At 50.2% G+C, this 17,422-nt stretch carries 20 protein-coding genes and 1 other annotated feature; of the genes, 17 read left to right on the forward strand and 3 right to left on the reverse strand.

Going from position 1 to position 17,422, the window contains the following annotated elements:
• Positions 1–78 precede the first annotated feature (78 nt).
• Positions 79–1,371: a phytoene desaturase family protein gene (locus EDM55_RS28655; protein WP_092269179.1), complete on the forward strand. Its 1,293-nt coding sequence runs from the start codon at positions 79–81 to the stop codon at positions 1,369–1,371.
• A 104-nt stretch (positions 1,372–1,475) separates the two neighbouring features.
• Here the strand turns inward: EDM55_RS28655 and EDM55_RS28660 are convergent, their stop codons facing one another.
• On the reverse strand, positions 1,476–2,285 hold the full coding sequence (locus tag EDM55_RS28660; protein WP_092269176.1) for a serine hydrolase: 810 nt from the start codon (positions 2,283–2,285) through the stop codon (positions 1,476–1,478).
• Positions 2,286–2,390: 105 nt separating this feature from the next.
• On the opposite strand from EDM55_RS28660, the gene EDM55_RS28665 reads away from it, so the two are divergent.
• The 7 genes from EDM55_RS28665 to EDM55_RS28695 all read left to right on the forward strand — a co-directional run bounded on the left by EDM55_RS28665 (position 2,391) and on the right by EDM55_RS28695 (position 7,597).
• Positions 2,391–4,022, forward strand: a complete 1,632-nt coding sequence (locus EDM55_RS28665; RefSeq protein ID WP_122962003.1) for a peptide ABC transporter substrate-binding protein — start codon at positions 2,391–2,393, stop codon at positions 4,020–4,022.
• Positions 4,023–4,045: 23 nt separating this feature from the next.
• Entirely contained in the window at positions 4,046–4,780 is a 735-nt protein-coding gene (locus EDM55_RS28670) for a gamma-glutamyl-gamma-aminobutyrate hydrolase family protein (protein WP_122962004.1), read from the forward strand.
• Positions 4,781–4,944: 164 nt separating this feature from the next.
• Positions 4,945–5,385, forward strand: a complete 441-nt coding sequence (locus EDM55_RS28675) for a peroxiredoxin (RefSeq protein WP_092269166.1) — start codon at positions 4,945–4,947, stop codon at positions 5,383–5,385.
• 33 nt (positions 5,386–5,418) lie between these two features.
• A complete protein-coding gene (locus EDM55_RS28680; protein WP_092269163.1) occupies positions 5,419–5,721 on the forward strand; it encodes a hypothetical protein in 303 nt (100 codons plus the stop codon).
• A gap of 96 nt (positions 5,722–5,817) precedes the next feature.
• A complete protein-coding gene (locus EDM55_RS28685; RefSeq protein WP_122962005.1) occupies positions 5,818–6,870 on the forward strand; it encodes a DNA polymerase IV in 1,053 nt (350 codons plus the stop codon).
• A gap of 12 nt (positions 6,871–6,882) precedes the next feature.
• Positions 6,883–7,077, forward strand: coding sequence for a hypothetical protein (locus EDM55_RS28690; RefSeq protein WP_122962006.1), 195 nt, complete (start codon positions 6,883–6,885; stop codon positions 7,075–7,077).
• 106 nt (positions 7,078–7,183) lie between these two features.
• Entirely contained in the window at positions 7,184–7,597 is a 414-nt protein-coding gene (locus tag EDM55_RS28695) for a VOC family protein (RefSeq protein WP_122962007.1), read from the forward strand.
• A gap of 56 nt (positions 7,598–7,653) precedes the next feature.
• Here EDM55_RS28695 and EDM55_RS28700 read toward each other — a convergent pair whose 3' ends face one another.
• On the reverse strand, positions 7,654–8,202 hold the full coding sequence (locus EDM55_RS28700) for a TetR/AcrR family transcriptional regulator (protein ID WP_246070909.1): 549 nt from the start codon (positions 8,200–8,202) through the stop codon (positions 7,654–7,656).
• A gap of 215 nt (positions 8,203–8,417) precedes the next feature.
• Here EDM55_RS28700 and EDM55_RS28705 point away from each other — a divergent pair, with 215 nt between their 5' ends.
• The 9 genes from EDM55_RS28705 (at position 8,418) to leuS (ending at position 16,371) form a co-directional block, all read left to right on the forward strand.
• On the forward strand, positions 8,418–8,942 hold the full coding sequence (locus EDM55_RS28705; protein ID WP_122962009.1) for a YqeG family HAD IIIA-type phosphatase: 525 nt from the start codon (positions 8,418–8,420) through the stop codon (positions 8,940–8,942).
• Positions 8,942–10,060: a ribosome biogenesis GTPase YqeH gene (yqeH, locus tag EDM55_RS28710; protein ID WP_174769284.1), complete on the forward strand. Its 1,119-nt coding sequence runs from the start codon at positions 8,942–8,944 to the stop codon at positions 10,058–10,060. Before EDM55_RS28705 ends, yqeH begins: the two co-directional genes overlap by 1 nt.
• Positions 10,061–10,136: 76 nt before the next feature.
• A complete protein-coding gene (locus EDM55_RS28715) occupies positions 10,137–10,991 on the forward strand; it encodes a shikimate dehydrogenase (protein ID WP_122962010.1) in 855 nt (284 codons plus the stop codon).
• Positions 10,992–11,029: 38 nt separating this feature from the next.
• A complete protein-coding gene (gene yhbY / locus EDM55_RS28720) occupies positions 11,030–11,320 on the forward strand; it encodes a ribosome assembly RNA-binding protein YhbY (protein WP_092269134.1) in 291 nt (96 codons plus the stop codon).
• Positions 11,321–11,328: 8 nt separating this feature from the next.
• Entirely contained in the window at positions 11,329–11,913 is a 585-nt protein-coding gene (locus EDM55_RS28725) for a nicotinate-nucleotide adenylyltransferase (protein WP_122962011.1), read from the forward strand.
• Entirely contained in the window at positions 11,906–12,496 is a 591-nt protein-coding gene (gene yqeK / locus EDM55_RS28730) for a bis(5'-nucleosyl)-tetraphosphatase (symmetrical) YqeK (protein WP_092269128.1), read from the forward strand. The genes EDM55_RS28725 and yqeK overlap by 8 nt, the downstream gene beginning before the upstream one ends.
• Positions 12,496–12,852: a ribosome silencing factor gene (gene rsfS / locus EDM55_RS28735; protein ID WP_092269125.1), complete on the forward strand. Its 357-nt coding sequence runs from the start codon at positions 12,496–12,498 to the stop codon at positions 12,850–12,852. Before yqeK ends, rsfS begins: the two co-directional genes overlap by 1 nt.
• A 5-nt stretch (positions 12,853–12,857) precedes the next feature.
• The gene (locus EDM55_RS28740; protein WP_122962012.1) at positions 12,858–13,601 is read left to right on the forward strand and encodes a class I SAM-dependent DNA methyltransferase; all 744 of its coding nucleotides are present in this window, start codon (positions 12,858–12,860) and stop codon (positions 13,599–13,601) included.
• 44 nt (positions 13,602–13,645) lie between these two features.
• Positions 13,646–13,889, forward strand: a binding site (T-box leader).
• 64 nt (positions 13,890–13,953) lie between these two features.
• On the forward strand, positions 13,954–16,371 hold the full coding sequence (gene leuS, locus EDM55_RS28745; RefSeq protein WP_122962013.1) for a leucine--tRNA ligase: 2,418 nt from the start codon (positions 13,954–13,956) through the stop codon (positions 16,369–16,371).
• Positions 16,372–16,512: 141 nt separating this feature from the next.
• Here leuS and comER read toward each other — a convergent pair whose 3' ends face one another.
• On the reverse strand, positions 16,513–17,346 hold the full coding sequence (comER, locus tag EDM55_RS28750) for a late competence protein ComER (protein WP_092269116.1): 834 nt from the start codon (positions 17,344–17,346) through the stop codon (positions 16,513–16,515).
• Between the last annotated feature and the right edge of the window lie 76 nt (positions 17,347–17,422).

The following is a 17,422-nucleotide window of genomic DNA, read 5'->3' on the forward strand; positions in this document are numbered from 1 at the left end:
CTTGTGATCTATCCCTTATTCTAGGAGAGGGTTTTCGATCATGTTATCAACATTGCTAGTGCGTAGGGGAGATTGTGTATGACAACCAATCACTATGACGTAGTTATTGTAGGTGGAGGACTCGCTGGTTTATCCAGTGCCGCCTATCTTTCGTCGAAAGGCAAAAAAGTAGCAGTTTTGGAGCGCGGACAACTAGGCGGTCGTGCCGTTACGCTGAAGATCAAAGGATTTAACTTTAACTTTGGTGCACACGCTATTTACGCTCGTGATAGCTCCGTTTTGAAAACGTTTGAAAAAGAGCTGGACCTTCACATTGACTGGCAAGACTTTAATCCGACAAAAGCGAAGTACGATATCGGGAACGATCTGACAGCTGTTCCAGCGAATGTACAAGGCTTGTTCCAAACCAAGCTGCTCAAAGGCTTGGACAAAGTATTGTTTACGTTTGAAATCTTGAAAACGATGCTGAAGATGGAAACGGGACATCCGCATATGTCTATCCAAAAATGGATGGAGAAGAAAAACGTCAATGAAGAAGTAAAAGAAATGATGCTGACACTGGCTTCCTCCAACTTCTTTACACGTGAACCGGAAAAAATCCCGTCTGACGTATTCTTTTCCTATTACAGCAGACTGTTCACGACCAATAAGCCAGTAGCGTATATTGGCGGAGGCTGGCAGGCGCTGATTAACGAATTCGTTCGTGTCATCGAGGCGAATAACGGCGTCATCCTGACGAAGACAAAAGTAGAAAGTTTCCACGTAGAAGAAGATCGCGTCGTGGGAGTGGTAACACCGGAGGGCGAGTTTACGGCAGATGAGTTTATCAGCTGTATCCCGCCGAAAGAAATGGTGAAGGTATTTGCGGAAACGCGGTTGGAGCATGCCATTGCCCAGCACGCAGAATACGAGCCTACCGTTGTTATTGTGTACGACATTGGCTTGAAAGAGCGCATCGATGTTCCGTATTCCTATATTTACGACAAGCAAAACAACATCTTTATCACGGACATTTCCTACTACGATCAGACCTGTGTGCCAGAAGGCGGTCAGCTGCTCCAAGCGACAGCGTACATGCGCCAGTCTGATGTAGGGAACAAGGAATTGGCAGAGCAACGCAAGCTGGAAATCGAAGCGCTGTACGACAAGCACTTTGCCGGCTGGCGTGAGCAGCTGGTCGTTCCTCGCGTCTCCACACGTGCCATCGTACAGGAGATCAAATGGACCATGAACCAGAAGCCTATGCCAATCTTCATGCCTGACTATCGCAACCTGTTCTTTGCAGGTGACTGGTGCGAAGGCCAAGGACAACTGTCCGAGCTTTCTTTCTCCAGTGCCATGAACGTTGCGAAGTTAATTTTGGAAAAATAATTCATCTGTTAACGGGTGCTTTTCTCAACTGTTGCTTGAGCGAAGCACCCGTTTTTCCCTTGCAAAAAAGCCCCGCAAGATACGCTTGCGGGGGAGGGATAAAACTAGGCCCTCTGGTACAGATTGTAGACGAGGCGGCCAATTTCGGCGATCGTTTGGGCGGCTGGGATTTGCTCCAGACCTTTGTTCAGAGCGCAGATGGTCACAGCATGCGGGCCGACGAACAGCACACCGGTATCATGCGTGATGTGGGTAACGGAGCCGGTCTTGTTGGCGAGCTCCCATTTGGGAAGCATGCCGATCACGTCTCCATCTGGATCGGGGAAGTGGAACGGAATGCGGTCTCGATGCTGCTGCTGCTTTAAGATCGCCATCATTTTCAGACAGCTGTCATAGGAAATGACTTTTCCGGAAGCTAGATAGCGGAAATGAGAGCCCATATCTGCAGCCGTCAGCTCGTTGTAGCCTTCCAGCTCGGCAGGCACGACCATGAGCTTGTTGTAGAACTGACTGTTTGCCATGCCTGTCTTTTGCATCGCTGCTCGAATGCTCTCGGTTCCGACCAAGTCGATCAAAATATTGGTCGCCGTGTTGTCGCTTTGGATGATCATAAGCGTGACGATGTCCTGCACGGTCAACTCAGTGCCGGGGGTCATGTGCTGAAGCACCCCAGCGCCGCCTACCAAATCTTCTTGGCGGAGCTTGATTTTTTGTTCCAATGCGATGTTGCCAGCGTAGGCTTCTGCAAAAACTGCCGTCATGATCGGTACTTTGATCACGCTAGCCGCATAGAAACGTTTATGCTCATTGAACGCCAGCGTTTCACCTGTTTGCAGGTCTTCCAGGTAGATACCCCACTCGCCGCCAGCATTTTCAACCAATTGAGCGATTTGGGTGGATAAACTCGAGAGCATTTTTCTTCATCCCCTTTTTATGTAGACAAAATTTTCTCAAGATAATATTATTTATACATGCTCCTAACAATCAAGAAGAATTATTCCAGAGACGGGGGTTTTTTCATGAAACGGTTTAAGAAACTATCATTTTGTGCAGTGCTGCTCACGAGCTTAGCGTTCGCCGGCTGTGGCACTCCACAAGGGAGCACGTCGGGAGAGAAGGCACCTTCAGCTTCAGCAGGTGAGTCTTCTACCCCGCAAAGCATGCAGGTGAACCTGAGCACAGGTGAGCCAAACACAATCGACCCTGGACTGGCAGAAGATATCCCTTCGATGTCTGTTGCCCGTGCAGCATTTGATGGCCTGCTACGGCTGAATGAAAAGGGCGAGCTGAAAGAGGCGGTCGCGGAGAAGTACGAAGTATCACCAGACGGACTGACCTATACTTTCCATCTTCGGGATGCGAAGTGGTCCAACGGCGAAGCAGTTACTGCGCATGATTTTGAATATGCGTGGAAGCGCGTATTGAATCCGGAAACAGCATCTTCCTACGCGTATCAGATGTACTACCTGAAAAACGGCGAAGCTTTCAATGCGAAGAAAGCGAAAGCAGAGGATGTTGGCGTAAAAGCAACCGATGACAAAACGCTTGTCGTCAACCTGGAAAATCCGGCACCGTTTTTCCCTGAGCTGGTTGCATCTGTGACTTACTTCCCTGTAAACCAAAAAGCAGTGGAAGCAAACAAGGATTGGGCTTCCAAGCCAGAAACCTACGTAGGGAACGGACCATTTGTCCTGAAGAAATGGGAGCACAAGTCGGGTATCGAATTCGAAAAGAACGATACTTACTGGGATAAAGACCACGTAAAGCTGTCCAAGCTCAACATCAACATGATCGAAGACGCCAATACAGAGCTTTCGATGTTTGAAAATGGTGATTTGGACTGGGCGGGCTCCCCGCTGGGTGACTTGCCGCTCGACGCACTTGAGTCCTTGAAGGATTCCGGCAAAATGCAATCGCAAGCAACGGCAGGAACCTACTGGTACATTTTCAACACCACGCAAAAGCCTTTTGACAACAAAAAGATTCGCCAGGCATTTGCCACCGCTGTAAACCGCAAAGAAATTACGGAGAGCGTCGTTCCATTCAAGAGTACAGCAGCGCTTGGAATTTTGCCTCCTACCATGACGCTCAACCCTGACGGCTACATCAAAGACGGTGATGTGGAGACAGCAAAGAAGCTGCTGGCTGAAGGAATGAAGGAAGCGGGAATCACCAAGCTGCCTGAGCTCACCATTTCCTACAATACGACAGAAGCCAATCAACGGATCGCGACTGTCATCCAGGATCAATGGAGAAAAGCATTTGGCATCGAAGTGAAGCTGGTGAATAAAGAAAATAAAGTACACCGCGAGCAAATGAAGGAAGGGAACTTCCAAATCGGCCGCGGCAGCTGGATCGGCGACTTCAACGATCCGATCAACTTCCTGGAAGTGTTCAAAGGCGGTTTGAACACCTCGAAATGGGAGAACAAAGAATTCCTCGACCTCTTGGCTCAGTCAGCCAAAGAAGGCGACGTAGTAAAACGCAAAGAAATCCTGAAAAAAGCGGATGCCATCGTGATGGATGAAATGCCTGCTCTGCCGATCTACTACTACACTTACGCATGGGTGAAACAAGACTCTGTAAAAGACGTAGTTGTAGACGCACTCGGCTTCATCGACTTCAAATACGCATCCAATGAAAAGAAATAAATAGAGAATAGGGAGTGACGTGTGTGCGTCCGATAATTGGTGTGGCGTGTACGAAAATGTATTTCCCGAATAACAATCTCGACCAGTTCTTTTATGTAGGCTCCGGCTATGTGGAGGGGATTGCACGCTGTGGTGGAACTCCGTTGATCCTGCCTCTCCTGACAAATGCAGATGCGCCATTTCGCGCGATGCTGGAGTCGCTCGACGGCCTGATTCTTACAGGCGGAGACGATCCTGCTCCTCATTTGTACGGAGAGGAGCCGCTGCAAGGACTGGGACATATTGAATACGAACGGGATTTGGCAGAGCTTGAAATCATCAAGCTGGCACTGGAAATGAAAAAGCCAATCCTCGGCATCTGCCGGGGAATGCAAATTCTGAACGTGGCGTGCGGCGGTACCCTCATTCAGGACATTCCAAGCCAGGTGCCGGGAGCATTCCAACACGCCCAAAAAGGCTCACGCCAATACGGCGCACACAAAGTCACTCTTCAGCCAGGATTTGTAGCAGATGCGATTGGCAAGACGGAAATCCTGGTCAACACCTCGCATCATCAGGCGGTAAAAGACGTCGCTCCGGGCTTTGCCATGACAGGGGCAGCGGCTGACGGTGTAATCGAGGCGATCGAGAGTCTCGACGGGCTGCATGTCGGGCTGCAATGGCATCCAGAGCGGATGTGGGGCCACGACAGCGACATGCAAAAGATAGCGGAGGCGTTTGTAGCCAAAGTCAAACAAGCGAAGCTGCAAGCCAGATAAGATCAGGCAGAATTTCGCCAGAGAAAAAGGAATAGCAAGCCGCTCTACGGACGGGGGTCAGTCCCCTGCAACATGTGGAGCGGTTTTTCTTTGTCTTGCTGGAAATGTATACTAGAGACAGGCTGACATGTGAGGGGAAGCACACTATATACGAGGTGAGGGAAATGCTGCCAATAGGAACAAAAGCACCGCTATTTCGAGCGGACAGCACCAGAGGCCTGATCGATTTGCAAGAATACATGGGGAAAAAGAATATCGTCCTGATCTTCTATCCAGGGGATGATACGCCAGTATGCACGAAGCAGCTGTGTGCTGTTCAAGACCATTATGCGGCCTTTGAGCACGCGGATACTGTCGTCTTCGGGATCAATCCTGCCGAACGGGCAAAAAAAGAGGCGTTTGCAGGTAAGTTTGGTTACCGCTTCCCGCTGATTGTGGATGCTGACCAATCGATCCGCCAGTCCTATGGCGTAGGCAAGATATTGGGGCTGTTTTTCCAGCAGCGGATCGTCTATATCATTGGGAAGTCAGGCAACATTATCTACGCAAAAAAGGGCAACCCCCCTGTCTCAGAGCTGCTGCATGCTCTGGAAGCACAAAGCTAGCCCTGCCTAAGAAGAGAGAAAGGAGTTCATCCTATGTCTGTTTCTGAAAAAATAACAGGAGTCCTACTTCTGGGAATACTTGCATGCTTATTTGTGATTGCGCAAAAGCCGGCGCCTTCTTTTTACAGTCCGCCAGCTTCGATTCCATTTCCAGAAGTGCCTGATTCCTCGAATGCTTCTGTCGTTTCGCTGGACAAGAACAAAATCGCGGTAGTCGACACGCGAAATGATTCACCGACCTTTGGGAAAATCCTCGTTCTTACCTTTGATCCGACGACCAACAAATTCACGCAGGTGGCCGATCATACCTTCAGCTTCGACATCGTATACAGGTAGGCTTCCCTGCCGAGTAGGTGTCCGTACCTTGCGCAATGCTTGAAAAAAGGGGATAATAAAACAAAATGAGAATGTATGTTTGGTGGTTATCCCCATATGAAAAAAATCTTGCACATGGATATAGATGCTTTCTTTGCCAGTGTCGAGCAGCTGGATCGTCCTGAGCTGCGTGGAAAGCCCGTTATCGTCGGCGGGACTGGGAATCGAGGTGTCGTGTCTACATGCAGCTATGAGGCGCGTAAATACGGTGTCCGGTCTGCCATGCCGATCGCAATGGCGCGTAAAAAATGTCCCCAAGGCATTTACCTGCCCGTCCGATACTGGCGCTATGTAGAAAAATCAGCAGAGGTACGGGAGATTTTTTCAGCCTATACCGATCGCTATCAGACGGTAGGATTGGATGAGGCTTATTTAGACGTGAGCGATTACGAGGATGCTGTTCCCGTCGCGCGGGAAATCAAGCGGCGTGTGAGTAAAGAGACGGGGCTTACCTGCAGTATCGGACTGTCGTACAATATGTCACTGGCCAAAATAGCAAGTGATTTGAAAAAGCCGGATGCGTTTGTCATTATCCGTCCTGAGCAGGCATTGGAAGTCCTGCGGCCTCTGCCGATTGGCACCCTGAACGGAGTCGGGAGAAAGTCGCAGGAGGTTCTCGCCAAAAAAGGCATCAAGACGGTAGAGGACTTTTGGGCACTTTCCTTGGAGGAGGTGGTCCAGCTCTTTGGCAAGATGGGACGTTCGCTCTATCATCGGGCGAGAGGCGAGGACAACCGGGAAATTGTCACAGAGCGTACGCCGAAATCCTCGAGCCGCGAAACCACACTGCCCTTCGATTTGTTCGACAGAGAATCCATCGCACCGATCGCCATGTCTTTGCTGCGAGAAGTCGAAGAGGACATTCGCGAGGAAGGCGTCCATCCTCAGACCATCACGCTGAAAATCAAATATGCTGACTTCACACAGCGAACCAAGCAGCATAAAGCGGTACCGGATGCCAATTGGCAGGAGCTTTTGGATGACTTGCTGGATGCCTTTGATTACACGCCGGGAGTTCGGCTGGTCGGAGTGGGCTTCTCGAATTTTACAGAGCCGCAGCAGGAGCGCTACGAGCAGCTAACGATGTTTTCCTGGAAACAGGGGAGATAGGAGGGGGAGCTGGTGGAAGGAAGCAATCCGTATCATTGCTGTGCGACCTGCCAGCATTTTCGCGTGGAAAAGACGACGGGAAACGTTTCCTATCGCTGCTCTCGGTTGACGTACGAGACAAGACCGGAGTATCAGTTTCAATGCTGGTCCCCAAAAGAAAGCGTCAAGCGTCTAATGGACGCAAGACATGAGAAAACTGAAGAGTAGCTGTGGTGAGGGTATAAAGTTACAAGAATTCAGACGAAAAGCTATGCTGGCTGCTAGATTGTCAGCTCAGCAAGAAGCGCACGACTACCAAAGGAGGCGGACCAGCTTGAGAATCATCGTTACCAGTTTATTCGTACAAGATCAGGGCAGGGCTCTGGAGTTTTATTCAGAAAAGCTGGGGTTCATAAAAAAAGAGGATGTCCCCGTCGGAGAATTTAGGTGGATTACGCTTGTTTCTCCCGATGATCAAGGCGGTACGGAGCTTTTGCTCGAACCAAACAACCATCCGGCCGCAAAGGAGTATCAACAAAGGATATTTGCTGATGGCATTCCAGCCACCATGTTTGGCGTTGCAGATATACAAGACGAGTATAGGCGTTTAAAGGAAAAAGGCGTGACGTTTACGATGGAGCCGACAAAAATGGGCGATGTCACAATAGCTGTCTTCGACGATACTTGCAGATTTTGTCATTTTCGGAAGGAGTGTCATAGTCATTCACCTCTGTACTATTCAAGTTAACCAAGAAAACTAAAAACGTTTAAATCGTTTTCGCGTAAAAAAGGGGAATAAAAGACTTATCTTTTATCCACCGGAACGAGGCCGAATAACAACACATCGGCAATCGCAGCGAGTGACTCCTGCGTGGTAATATTGTTTTTCGTGTAAAAGCGCTGATCGAGGGCGGAGTTGCATGCATCGATGATGATCTTCATCATGAGTGTGACATTGCGGTCGATGATCAGACCTTCCCGAATCCCCTGTTCAATGAGCTGGCGGAGCATCGCCCAGTCACTGGAAAGAGAAGCATCTACGATCGCCCACTGCTCAGGATAGTAGCGTTTCATCTGCTCGAGTATGCGCAGGTCGTAAAAGTCGTTATGGGTAGGCACGACCATGATGACCGAACGGATTTTTTCGAGGAGAGTAAGGTTGCTGTCCTCTACAATTTGTCTCGTCTTTTCATCGAACTCCTGCGCTGTTTGTTCGATGATCGTCTCGAGGATCTCGACCTTGGAGGAAAAGTGCTCATAGAGTGTACGCTTGCTGATACCAAGTCTGCGAGCTAAGTCATCCATCGAAAACTTCATGCCTTTTTCCCAAATTTCTTCGATGAAGCCGCGCATGATTCTGTCTCGGATAAAGCATCGCCTCCTTGTTTGTAATCTGCAAAGAAAACCAAATAAACGATTTTAGTTTTATTGGATCAAGGCAATTCTACATGGTTTTCCTTTAGGATGCAAGCCGGCGCTACCTTTTTCTTTTGCAACAGAGTGGCCGATTATGGTATAGTAGGTGCCGAAATCGCGGTTGATTGCTTCACATCATTTGGAGGTGCCCCGTGTTTTTACAAAAGCTGGTGCCCAATCAGTACGTGGATTCGATCCACCACATTGATATAGATCAATTGAAACGAAATAACGTCCGTGCAGTGATTACGGATTTGGACAATACGCTGGTGGAATGGGACAGGCCGGAGGCGACTCCTGAGGTTGTCAATTGGCTGAAGCGCTTGCATTACGCAGGCATTCAGGTGACGGTCGTCTCCAATAACGGACTCTCGCGTGTTGAGCGTTTCTGTAAGCCACTGAATATCGGATTTATTTGCGCGGCTCGCAAGCCCACAAATCGTGCTTTTTTACAGGCAGTGCGGCAGATGAACGTGACCATTGCCGAGACAGTCGTTATCGGCGATCAATTGTTTACGGATGTGTTGGGAGGAAATCGTCTCGGGTTTCATACGATCTTGGTCGTACCGGTAGCTCAGACGGATGGTTTTTGGACGCGCTTCAATCGTCAAATGGAACGCGTTGCCTTGATTTGGATGGAACGGAAAGGAATGGTTTCGTGGAGGAGAAAAGCATGATGGATCATGAAACTGCTGCCTGTGCTGGCTGTGGTATCCTGATTCAGTCGGAAGATGCGAAACAGCCCGGTTATGCGCCACCGTCTGCCCTAGGCAGAAAAGTCGTGATTTGCCAGCGCTGCTATCGGATCAAGCATTATAATGAAGTAGCCCCTGTAAGCATGGGGGATGATGATTTCCTGCGGATTTTGGATGGCATTGGCGCTACTCAATCCCTTGTTGTCATGGTCGTGGACATCTTTGATTTCCAAGGCTCTTGGCTGAAGGGGTTGCCGCGTTTTGTCGGTAAAAATCCGATTCTGCTCGTAGGGAACAAGGTCGATTTGCTCCCACGCAACATCAATCTGAATCGCGTGCGAAACTGGATGCAGCACGAGGCGAAAGAGCGCGGTCTGCGTCCGGAAGACGTAGTCCTGATCAGTGCCGAAAAAGGTCTGCATATCGACGAGCTGCTCGCACGGATTGGAGAGCTGCGAAAAGGCCGCGATGTTTATATCGTCGGTGTTACGAACGTGGGCAAATCCACGATGATCAACCGTATCTTGCATGACTACGGGGCAGCCGAGCTGGAAATCACCACTTCGCCGTTCCCGGGAACGACGCTGGACAAGATTGAGATTCCGCTGGAGGATGGTCGCTCCATCTTTGATACGCCAGGGATCATCAATCGCGATCAGATCGGACATATGATTCCGCCAGCAGACTTGCGGAAAATCACGCCGAGAAGCCGGATCAACTCCAAGGTATATCAGCTCGATGACGGACAGTCGCTGTTCTTGGGCGGACTTGCCCGCATCGACTTTGTCCACGGCCCTCGTCAGCCTTTTGTCATTTATGTGGATAACGATCTGTACATCCACCGCACCAAGCTGGAAAAGGCGGATGAAGTCCTGGAAAAGCATCATGGCAGCTTGCTTGTTCCACCGACTGGGGAAGAGGCAGCCAAAGCGTTACCGCCGTTTGTGAAGCATACATTTAAAATTAAGCCGACTGGAATCACGACAGACGTTGTCATTTCCGGATTAGGCTGGGTAAGCCTCCAGGGCAAGCATGATGCCAGTATTGTCGTGCATGCGCCTAAAGGGGTTAGTGTGGGGATCAGAAAAGGGCTAATCTAGCTCCTCCGAAGAGAATAGGGCCGCCCTTGTTTCTTGGTTGTTTGTAAAGAGAGCCTATAGGGGGTAGGAGAGCAAAATGATTACGAGTAAAACACAGCTGGTTGGTTTGTTCGGCCACCCGGTTTCCCATTCACAGTCGCCTATGATGCAGAATGCCGCCTTCTCAGAAACAGGCTTGGGCTATGCCTATGCTGCCTTTGATGTAGAGCCTGACAACCTGGAGGATGCCGTGGCAGGGATTCGCGCTCTGGGTCTGAAAGGAATCAACGTGACGATTCCGCACAAGGTCGCCATCATGCCGATGCTCGATGAGATTGACCCCTTGGCCAAGCGGATCGGTGCGGTAAATACGGTCGTGATTGAAGACGGTCGTCTGATCGGCTACAACACGGATGGTATGGGCTATGTCCGTTCCCTCGTAGAGGAGACGGGGATTGAGCTTGAGCAGCAGATCGTGACGATGGTAGGTGCAGGCGGTGCGGCGCGTGCAGTAGCATTTACCCTTGCAGAAAAAGGTGTGAAGGAAATTCGCATCATCAACCGTTCACGTGAAAGAGCCACCCTTCTGGCCGAATCCTTAAAGTCGATTGTGTCGACCCGCATCGTGGAGCAGGGAGAGGGGAAAGAGGCGATTGCGGATGCGTCCTTGTTGATTAATACGACTTCGATCGGCATGCTGCCGAATGTGAATGAAATGCCTGTTCCAAAAGAGTGGCTGCACGATCAGCTGACAGTCAGTGATCTGATCTACAATCCACTGGAAACCCGTTTGCTTGCAGAAGCAAAAGCGATTGGAGCACGTGTTCACTCAGGTGTTGGCATGTTCGTTAACCAAGGGGCATTGGCCTTTGAGCTGTGGACCGGGAAAAAGGCTCCGACAGAAGCCATGCGCCAGATCGTCCTTTCGCAATTGACAAAAACAGCAGAATAACGATAATGATACGTTCATACGTAGAAGGAGGCATGCCGATGTTGACCGGCAAGCAAAAACGTTTTTTACGCGCAGAAGCGCACCATCTGACCCCTATTTTCCAAGTGGGAAAAGGTGGCGTAAATGAAAATATGATCACGCAGATCAAAGAGGCGCTGGAAGTGCGTGAATTGATCAAGATAGCGATCCTGCAAAACAACAATGACGACAAGCATGAAGTCGCAGAAGATTTGGCGGCAGGTGCAGGAGCGGAATTGGTTCAGCTGATCGGGCATACCGTTGTACTGTACAAAGAGTCTCGGGAAAACAAAACGATCAAGCTGCCGTAGCGAACATCATGGATGAACGCATAAAGCATGTCGGAATTTTAGGTGGGACGTTCGATCCGATTCATTGTGGCCATTTGCTTGCTGCAGAGCAGGCGAGGGAGCAAGCGGGTCTGGATGAGGTGTGGTTCATGCCCACACATATCCCGCCGCATAAAACACGTGACGGGCTGACGGACGCTGCTACTAGGCTTGAGATGGTGGAGCTTGCGGTAGCGGATCACGAATCGTTTCGGGTGACGGATGTGGAGCTCAGACGAGAGGGACCCTCTTATACCTACGACACGATCGTTCAGCTGGTCGAGCAGTACCCAGATTGCCGTTTTTCCTTTATCATTGGGGGTGATATGGTCGAGATCCTGCCGAAATGGTACCGTTTTGAGGAGCTGAGCCGCATGATTCGATTTATCGGTTTGGCGAGACCTGGTGCGGATATCGACCGTGTGCCGAATGACACAGTAACCTTTATTGAAATGCCGGTTTGGGATATCTCATCCACGCTGATCCGAATGAAAGCAGCGGAAGGCCAAAGCATTCGTTATTTGGTTCCTCGTTCAGTCGAGCGTTATATAAAGGAGAACGGATTCTATGCGTGAGTGGAGCAATCGGGAGGAGCTGCTCGCACAGGTGCGGGCCCAAATGCATGATAAAAGGTATGACCACACACTGGGCGTAGCGGAGTCCGCAAGGCAGCTGGCGATACGCTATGGGGCCGATCCTGACAAAGCGCAGCTTGCCGGATACTTGCATGATTACTGCAAATGCTGGCCAGTAGACAAGATGTTTGAGATTCTGGTTCGCCATGATATGCCAACAGAGCTGTTGGAAGGCGAGAAAGAGCTGTGGCATGCTTTTGCCGGAGCGATTGTCATCCAGTCAGACCTCGGTATTACGGATCCGGAAATATTGCAGGCTGTCCGCTATCACACAACGGGGCGTGTAGGCATGACTCTGTTAGAAAAAGTGGTATGTGTGGCAGACTATATAGAACCGAACCGCAACTTCCCTGGTGTCGAAGAAATCCGCGCCTTGGCGCAGGAGGATCTGGATGCAGCGCTTGCCCTTGCTCTAGGAGGCACGATGCAGTTTTTGATAGAAAAGAAAAAGACGGTATTTCCGTTGACATTATTGGCTTATAACGATTTGATATCCTTAAAAAGGGAGAATAGGAGGGTTTAATGGTTAAAACAGTAGAAGATTTGGCCCGTTTGGTTGTGAAGGCAGCAGAGGACAAGAAAGCAGAAAATCTAATGGTGCTGGATATCCGCAATCTGTCTGTGATCTCCGATTACTTTATGATTTGCCACGGGAACAACGAGCGTCAGGTGCAAGCGATTGTAAAAGAGATCCGTGATCAGGCACACAAAAACGGAACGAACATCCGCGGAATTGAAGGTGCTGAGGAAGGTCGCTGGGTTCTCGTCGATCTGGGAGATGTGGTGATCCACGTGTTTCACCGTGAGGATCGCGAGTTTTATAACCTGGAGCGTCTGTGGAAGGATGCAGAGGTCGTATCCTTCTCAGAACAAGGGTAATAGCTATGGCGTACGCGCATATGGCAGCTGTGTATGACAAGCTGATGGCGGATTCGCCTTATGATCAGTGGCTGGACTGGGTGGAAAGCAACTGGGAAAAAGGGGATAAGCCTAAGCAGGTGATTGATTTGGGCTGCGGGACCGGCACGATCGCCATCCCGCTCGCAAAGCGCGGCTATCGTGTGACCGGTGTCGACCTGTCTGCCGAAATGCTGGCGGTCGCCTATGATAAAATGCGCCAGGCGCAAGCTGACGTTAACTGGGTCGAGCAAGATATGCGTGAGCTGGAACTGCCTGTGGCAGATGCTGTCATTTCCTTGTGTGATTCGCTTAGCTATCTGACAGAGGAAGAAGATGTACAGGAGACTTTTCGCAGGGTGTACGCCCATCTCGCCTACGGAGGCAGCTTCTTGTTTGACGTACACAGTCCGTACAAGATGCTGCACATTTTCGGAGACGAGACGTTCACGTACATGGATGATGAAGTTTCGTACATTTGGCAATGTTTTTGCGATCCGCTCCGCCTTGAAGTCGAGCATCAGCTGACCTTTTTCATCCGCCAGGAAAATGGCTTGTATGAGCGAATGGAAGAGGAGCATTTTCAAAGGGCATATCAGCCGATTCAACTGATTCGCTGGCTGAAGGATGCAGGTTTTGAAGATATCGTGCTGTCGGCAGATTACTCCAACCAACCGCCGCATGAAAAGAGCGATCGCCTATTTTTTGCAGCACGAAAGCCGAAACGTTGACACGGCAGGTTCACATTTACTATAATCGTGTTATAACTGCAAAATTCGACGCGTTGAAAGAGGAATAGTAGGTAATCACTCCGAGTCTTAGAGAGTTGACGGCTGGTGCAAGTCAACCCGGAGTAAGCTGAACTCACCTCCCAGCACTTGCCCCCAAGGCCGGGTACAGCTCGGTTGAGTAAGGGTGGGCGAATCCTCCACGTTACGGATGGAATCAAGTGGGTGAATGCAGGACATTTGCCAATCTGGGTGGTACCGCGGGAGTAAACACAACCTCTCGTCCCTTTTCGTCAATCGATAGGGACGTGGGGTTTTTTTATTTTTTTACCATTAAGGATGGGAGTGCTTTACCATGGTTTTTAGTCATCACAACGTAGAAAAAAAGTGGCAGCAATATTGGGAGCAAAACAAGACCTTCAAGACTTCTGAGGACGCGGGCAAAAAGAAATTTTATGCACTCGATATGTTCCCGTACCCTTCTGGTGCTGGCCTGCACGTAGGGCATCCAGAGGGCTACACGGCGACGGATATCTTGTCCCGCATGAAGCGCATGCAAGGCTACAACGTACTTCATCCAATGGGCTGGGATGCGTTTGGTTTGCCAGCGGAGCAGTACGCACTGGATACGGGGAATGATCCTGCAGAATTTACGGAGAAAAACATCCAGACCTTCCGCCGTCAAATCAAATCACTGGGCTTCTCCTACGACTGGGATCGCGAAGTCAACACCACGGATCCACATTACTACAAATGGACCCAATGGATCTTCACAAAGCTGTATGAGCACGGTTTGGCTTACATCGATGAAGTAGCTGTAAACTGGTGCCCTGCACTGGGAACGGTACTGGCGAATGAAGAAGTCATCGACGGAAAAAGCGAACGCGGTGGTCACCCGGTAGAACGCCGTCCGATGAAGCAGTGGGTCCTGCGAATTACAGCGTATGCGGAGCGTCTGCTGTCTGATCTGGAAGAGCTGGATTGGCCAGAGAGCATCAAGGAAATGCAGCGCAACTGGATCGGCCGTTCTGAGGGTGCGGAAGTCACTTTTGGCATCGAAGGGCATGATGAGACCTTTACCGTCTTCACGACGCGCCCTGACACCTTGTATGGGGCGACCTATGCGGTTCTGGCGCCTGAACACAAGCTGGTGGACCTAATTACCACCGATGCACAGAAAGAAGCGGTAGCGGCTTACCTGGAGCAGGCAAAACACAAGAGCGATCTGGAGCGTACAGATTTGGCGAAAGAAAAAACCGGAGTCTTTACCGGTGCATATGCCATTAACCCGGTGAACGGCGAGCGCCTGCCGATCTGGATTGCCGATTACGTATTGATCAGCTATGGTACCGGCTCCATCATGGCGGTTCCTGCACATGATGAGCGCGACTACGAATTCGCGAAAACGTTTGACCTGCCTATCAAGCAAGTCATCGCAGGCGGAGATATCTCCAAGGAAGCGTACGCAGGGGACGGAGCCCATATCAACTCCGAATTCCTGGATGGCTTGAACAAAGAGCAGGCCATTGCCAAAATGATCGAATGGCTGGTTGAAAACGGCAAAGGAAATCGCAAAGTGACCTACCGTCTGCGTGACTGGTTGTTCAGCCGTCAACGCTACTGGGGTGAACCGATTCCAATCATTCATCTGGAAGATGGCACGATGAAGGTCGTTCCAGAAGAAGAGCTGCCTGTCATTCTGCCGAAAACAAAAGAAATCAAGCCGTCGGGTACAGGCGAATCGCCACTCGCCAATATTACCGACTGGATCAACATCGTAGATCCTGTGACGGGTCAAAAAGCTCGCCGCGAGACCAACACGATGCCACAATGGGCGGGTAGCTGCTGGTACTTCCTGCGCTTTATCGATCCGCACAATGACAAAGCGCTGGCAGATCCGGAAAAACTGAAAGAATGGCTGCCGATTGACATTTACATCGGTGGTGCCGAACACGCGGTATTGCACTTGCTGTACTCCCGTTTCTGGCACAAATTCCTGTACGACATCGGAGTCGTTCCGACGAAAGAACCGTTCCAAAAGCTGTTCAACCAAGGAATGATTCTGGGCGAGAACAATGAAAAAATGAGCAAATCCAAAGGCAACGTAGTGAATCCGGACGATATCATCAACAGCCATGGTGCCGATACACTGCGCATGTACGAAATGTTCATGGGCCCTCTGGACGCTTCCATCGCGTGGTCGACAAAAGGCCTGGACGGCGCACGCCGCTTCCTGGACCGTGTCTATCGCCTGTTTGTGAATGACAGCGGACAGCTGAATGAGAAGATCGTAGATACCTCCGAAGTGGCAGGTATGGAGCGCACGTACCATCAAACAGTGAAGAAAGTAACCGAAGACTACGAAGGTCTGCGCTTCAACACGGGTATTTCCCAACTGATGGTATTTGTAAACGAAGCATACAAACAAGAGGTATTGCCGAAGAAGTACATGGAAGACTTCGTGAAAATGCTGTCCCCAATCGCTCCGCACATTGCGGAAGAGCTGTGGGAAAAGCTGGGACATACAGAAACAATCGCATACGAGGCTTGGCCAACGTACGACGAATCCAAGCTGGTAGAAGATGAGGTAGAAATCGTTCTGCAGGTAAATGGCAAGAACAAAGAAAAACTGCTCATTGCCTCCGATGCAACAAAAGAACAAATGGAAGAGCTCGCGATGGAAAATGAAGTCATCAAGGAATTGATCGAAGGAAAAACAATCGTCAAGATGATTGCGGTTCCTGGCAAACTGGTAAACATCGTCGTTCGCTAAAAAAACGAAAAAGGAGTGGAGACTGTGCAAAACAGGTTTCCGCTCCTTTTTTTGTACTACAGCAAGAATGTAGAAGATTCTCAGCCAGTATAAGGGCAACTAAGGTTCCCCCACAAAGCTTGGCGCAGCCAAATTTTCCAATTAGCGCTGATGGTTTGTAAGCCGCTGTTCTACCAGCTCTTGATCTTCTGCGAATTTCGCATGTGTACGGCGATACACCTCTGTAAAAAGACCAGAGATCCCTTCCTTCAAGGGAATCAAACCTTCGCCAGTAATGCCTCCTGGTACGCAAACTCGCTGCTGCAGAGAAGGCAGGGTGAAAATATCTTCTTTTAAGAGATCGGCCATGCCAATGAACATCTGCGTTGTCAAATAAGTGGCAGCGTCCTCGGAGATGCCTGTTTCGTTTACGGCCTCCTGGATCATTTGCTGGAGGATGTAGCTCAAGAAAGCGGGGCCGCAGCTGGTGATGTCGGAGGTGACACGTAAAAAGGCTTCTGAGACCATCGTCGGGTGGCTAATGGACGAGAAGAGTTTGAGAATGTACTGCTTTTGCGCCTCGTCAATCCGCGAGCCGAACTCGCAGAGGCTGATACCACTCCGGGCAGCATTTGTAATACTCGGGACCACTCTCGCAACAGCGCAAGGTACTCGCTCCTCCAGCAAAGACAGCTTGATCGGGCTGGTAATCGTGATTAAGAGATGCTCGGGGGTCAAGACAGGAGTAATTTGCTCCAGCAAAACCTTATACTCCAAAGGTTTAACGCACAGAAGCAATACCTTGGCGGCTTCAGCCAGCTCAGCATTACTCGGTGCGACGACCAATCCGGGGTACAGTTCGGCTAACCGTTCCGCTTTGGCGGGGGTGCGATTGCCAATCATGATCTGACCGGGGGACAGGGCTTTGGACGACAGCAAAGCCTCAATCAAGATCGTGCCCATGCTACCTGTACCGATGAACCCGATCCTATCCATCTCCATACCTCCCTCCGTTATTCTTTCCCCATTCTATGTGCGCCGGGGAGCCATCATGACCAAGAATCCAAAAGGA

It is taken from the genome of Brevibacillus centrosporus (assembly GCF_003710815.1).
In the GTDB taxonomy this organism is placed as follows: Bacteria; Bacillota; Bacilli; order Brevibacillales; family Brevibacillaceae; genus Brevibacillus; species Brevibacillus centrosporus.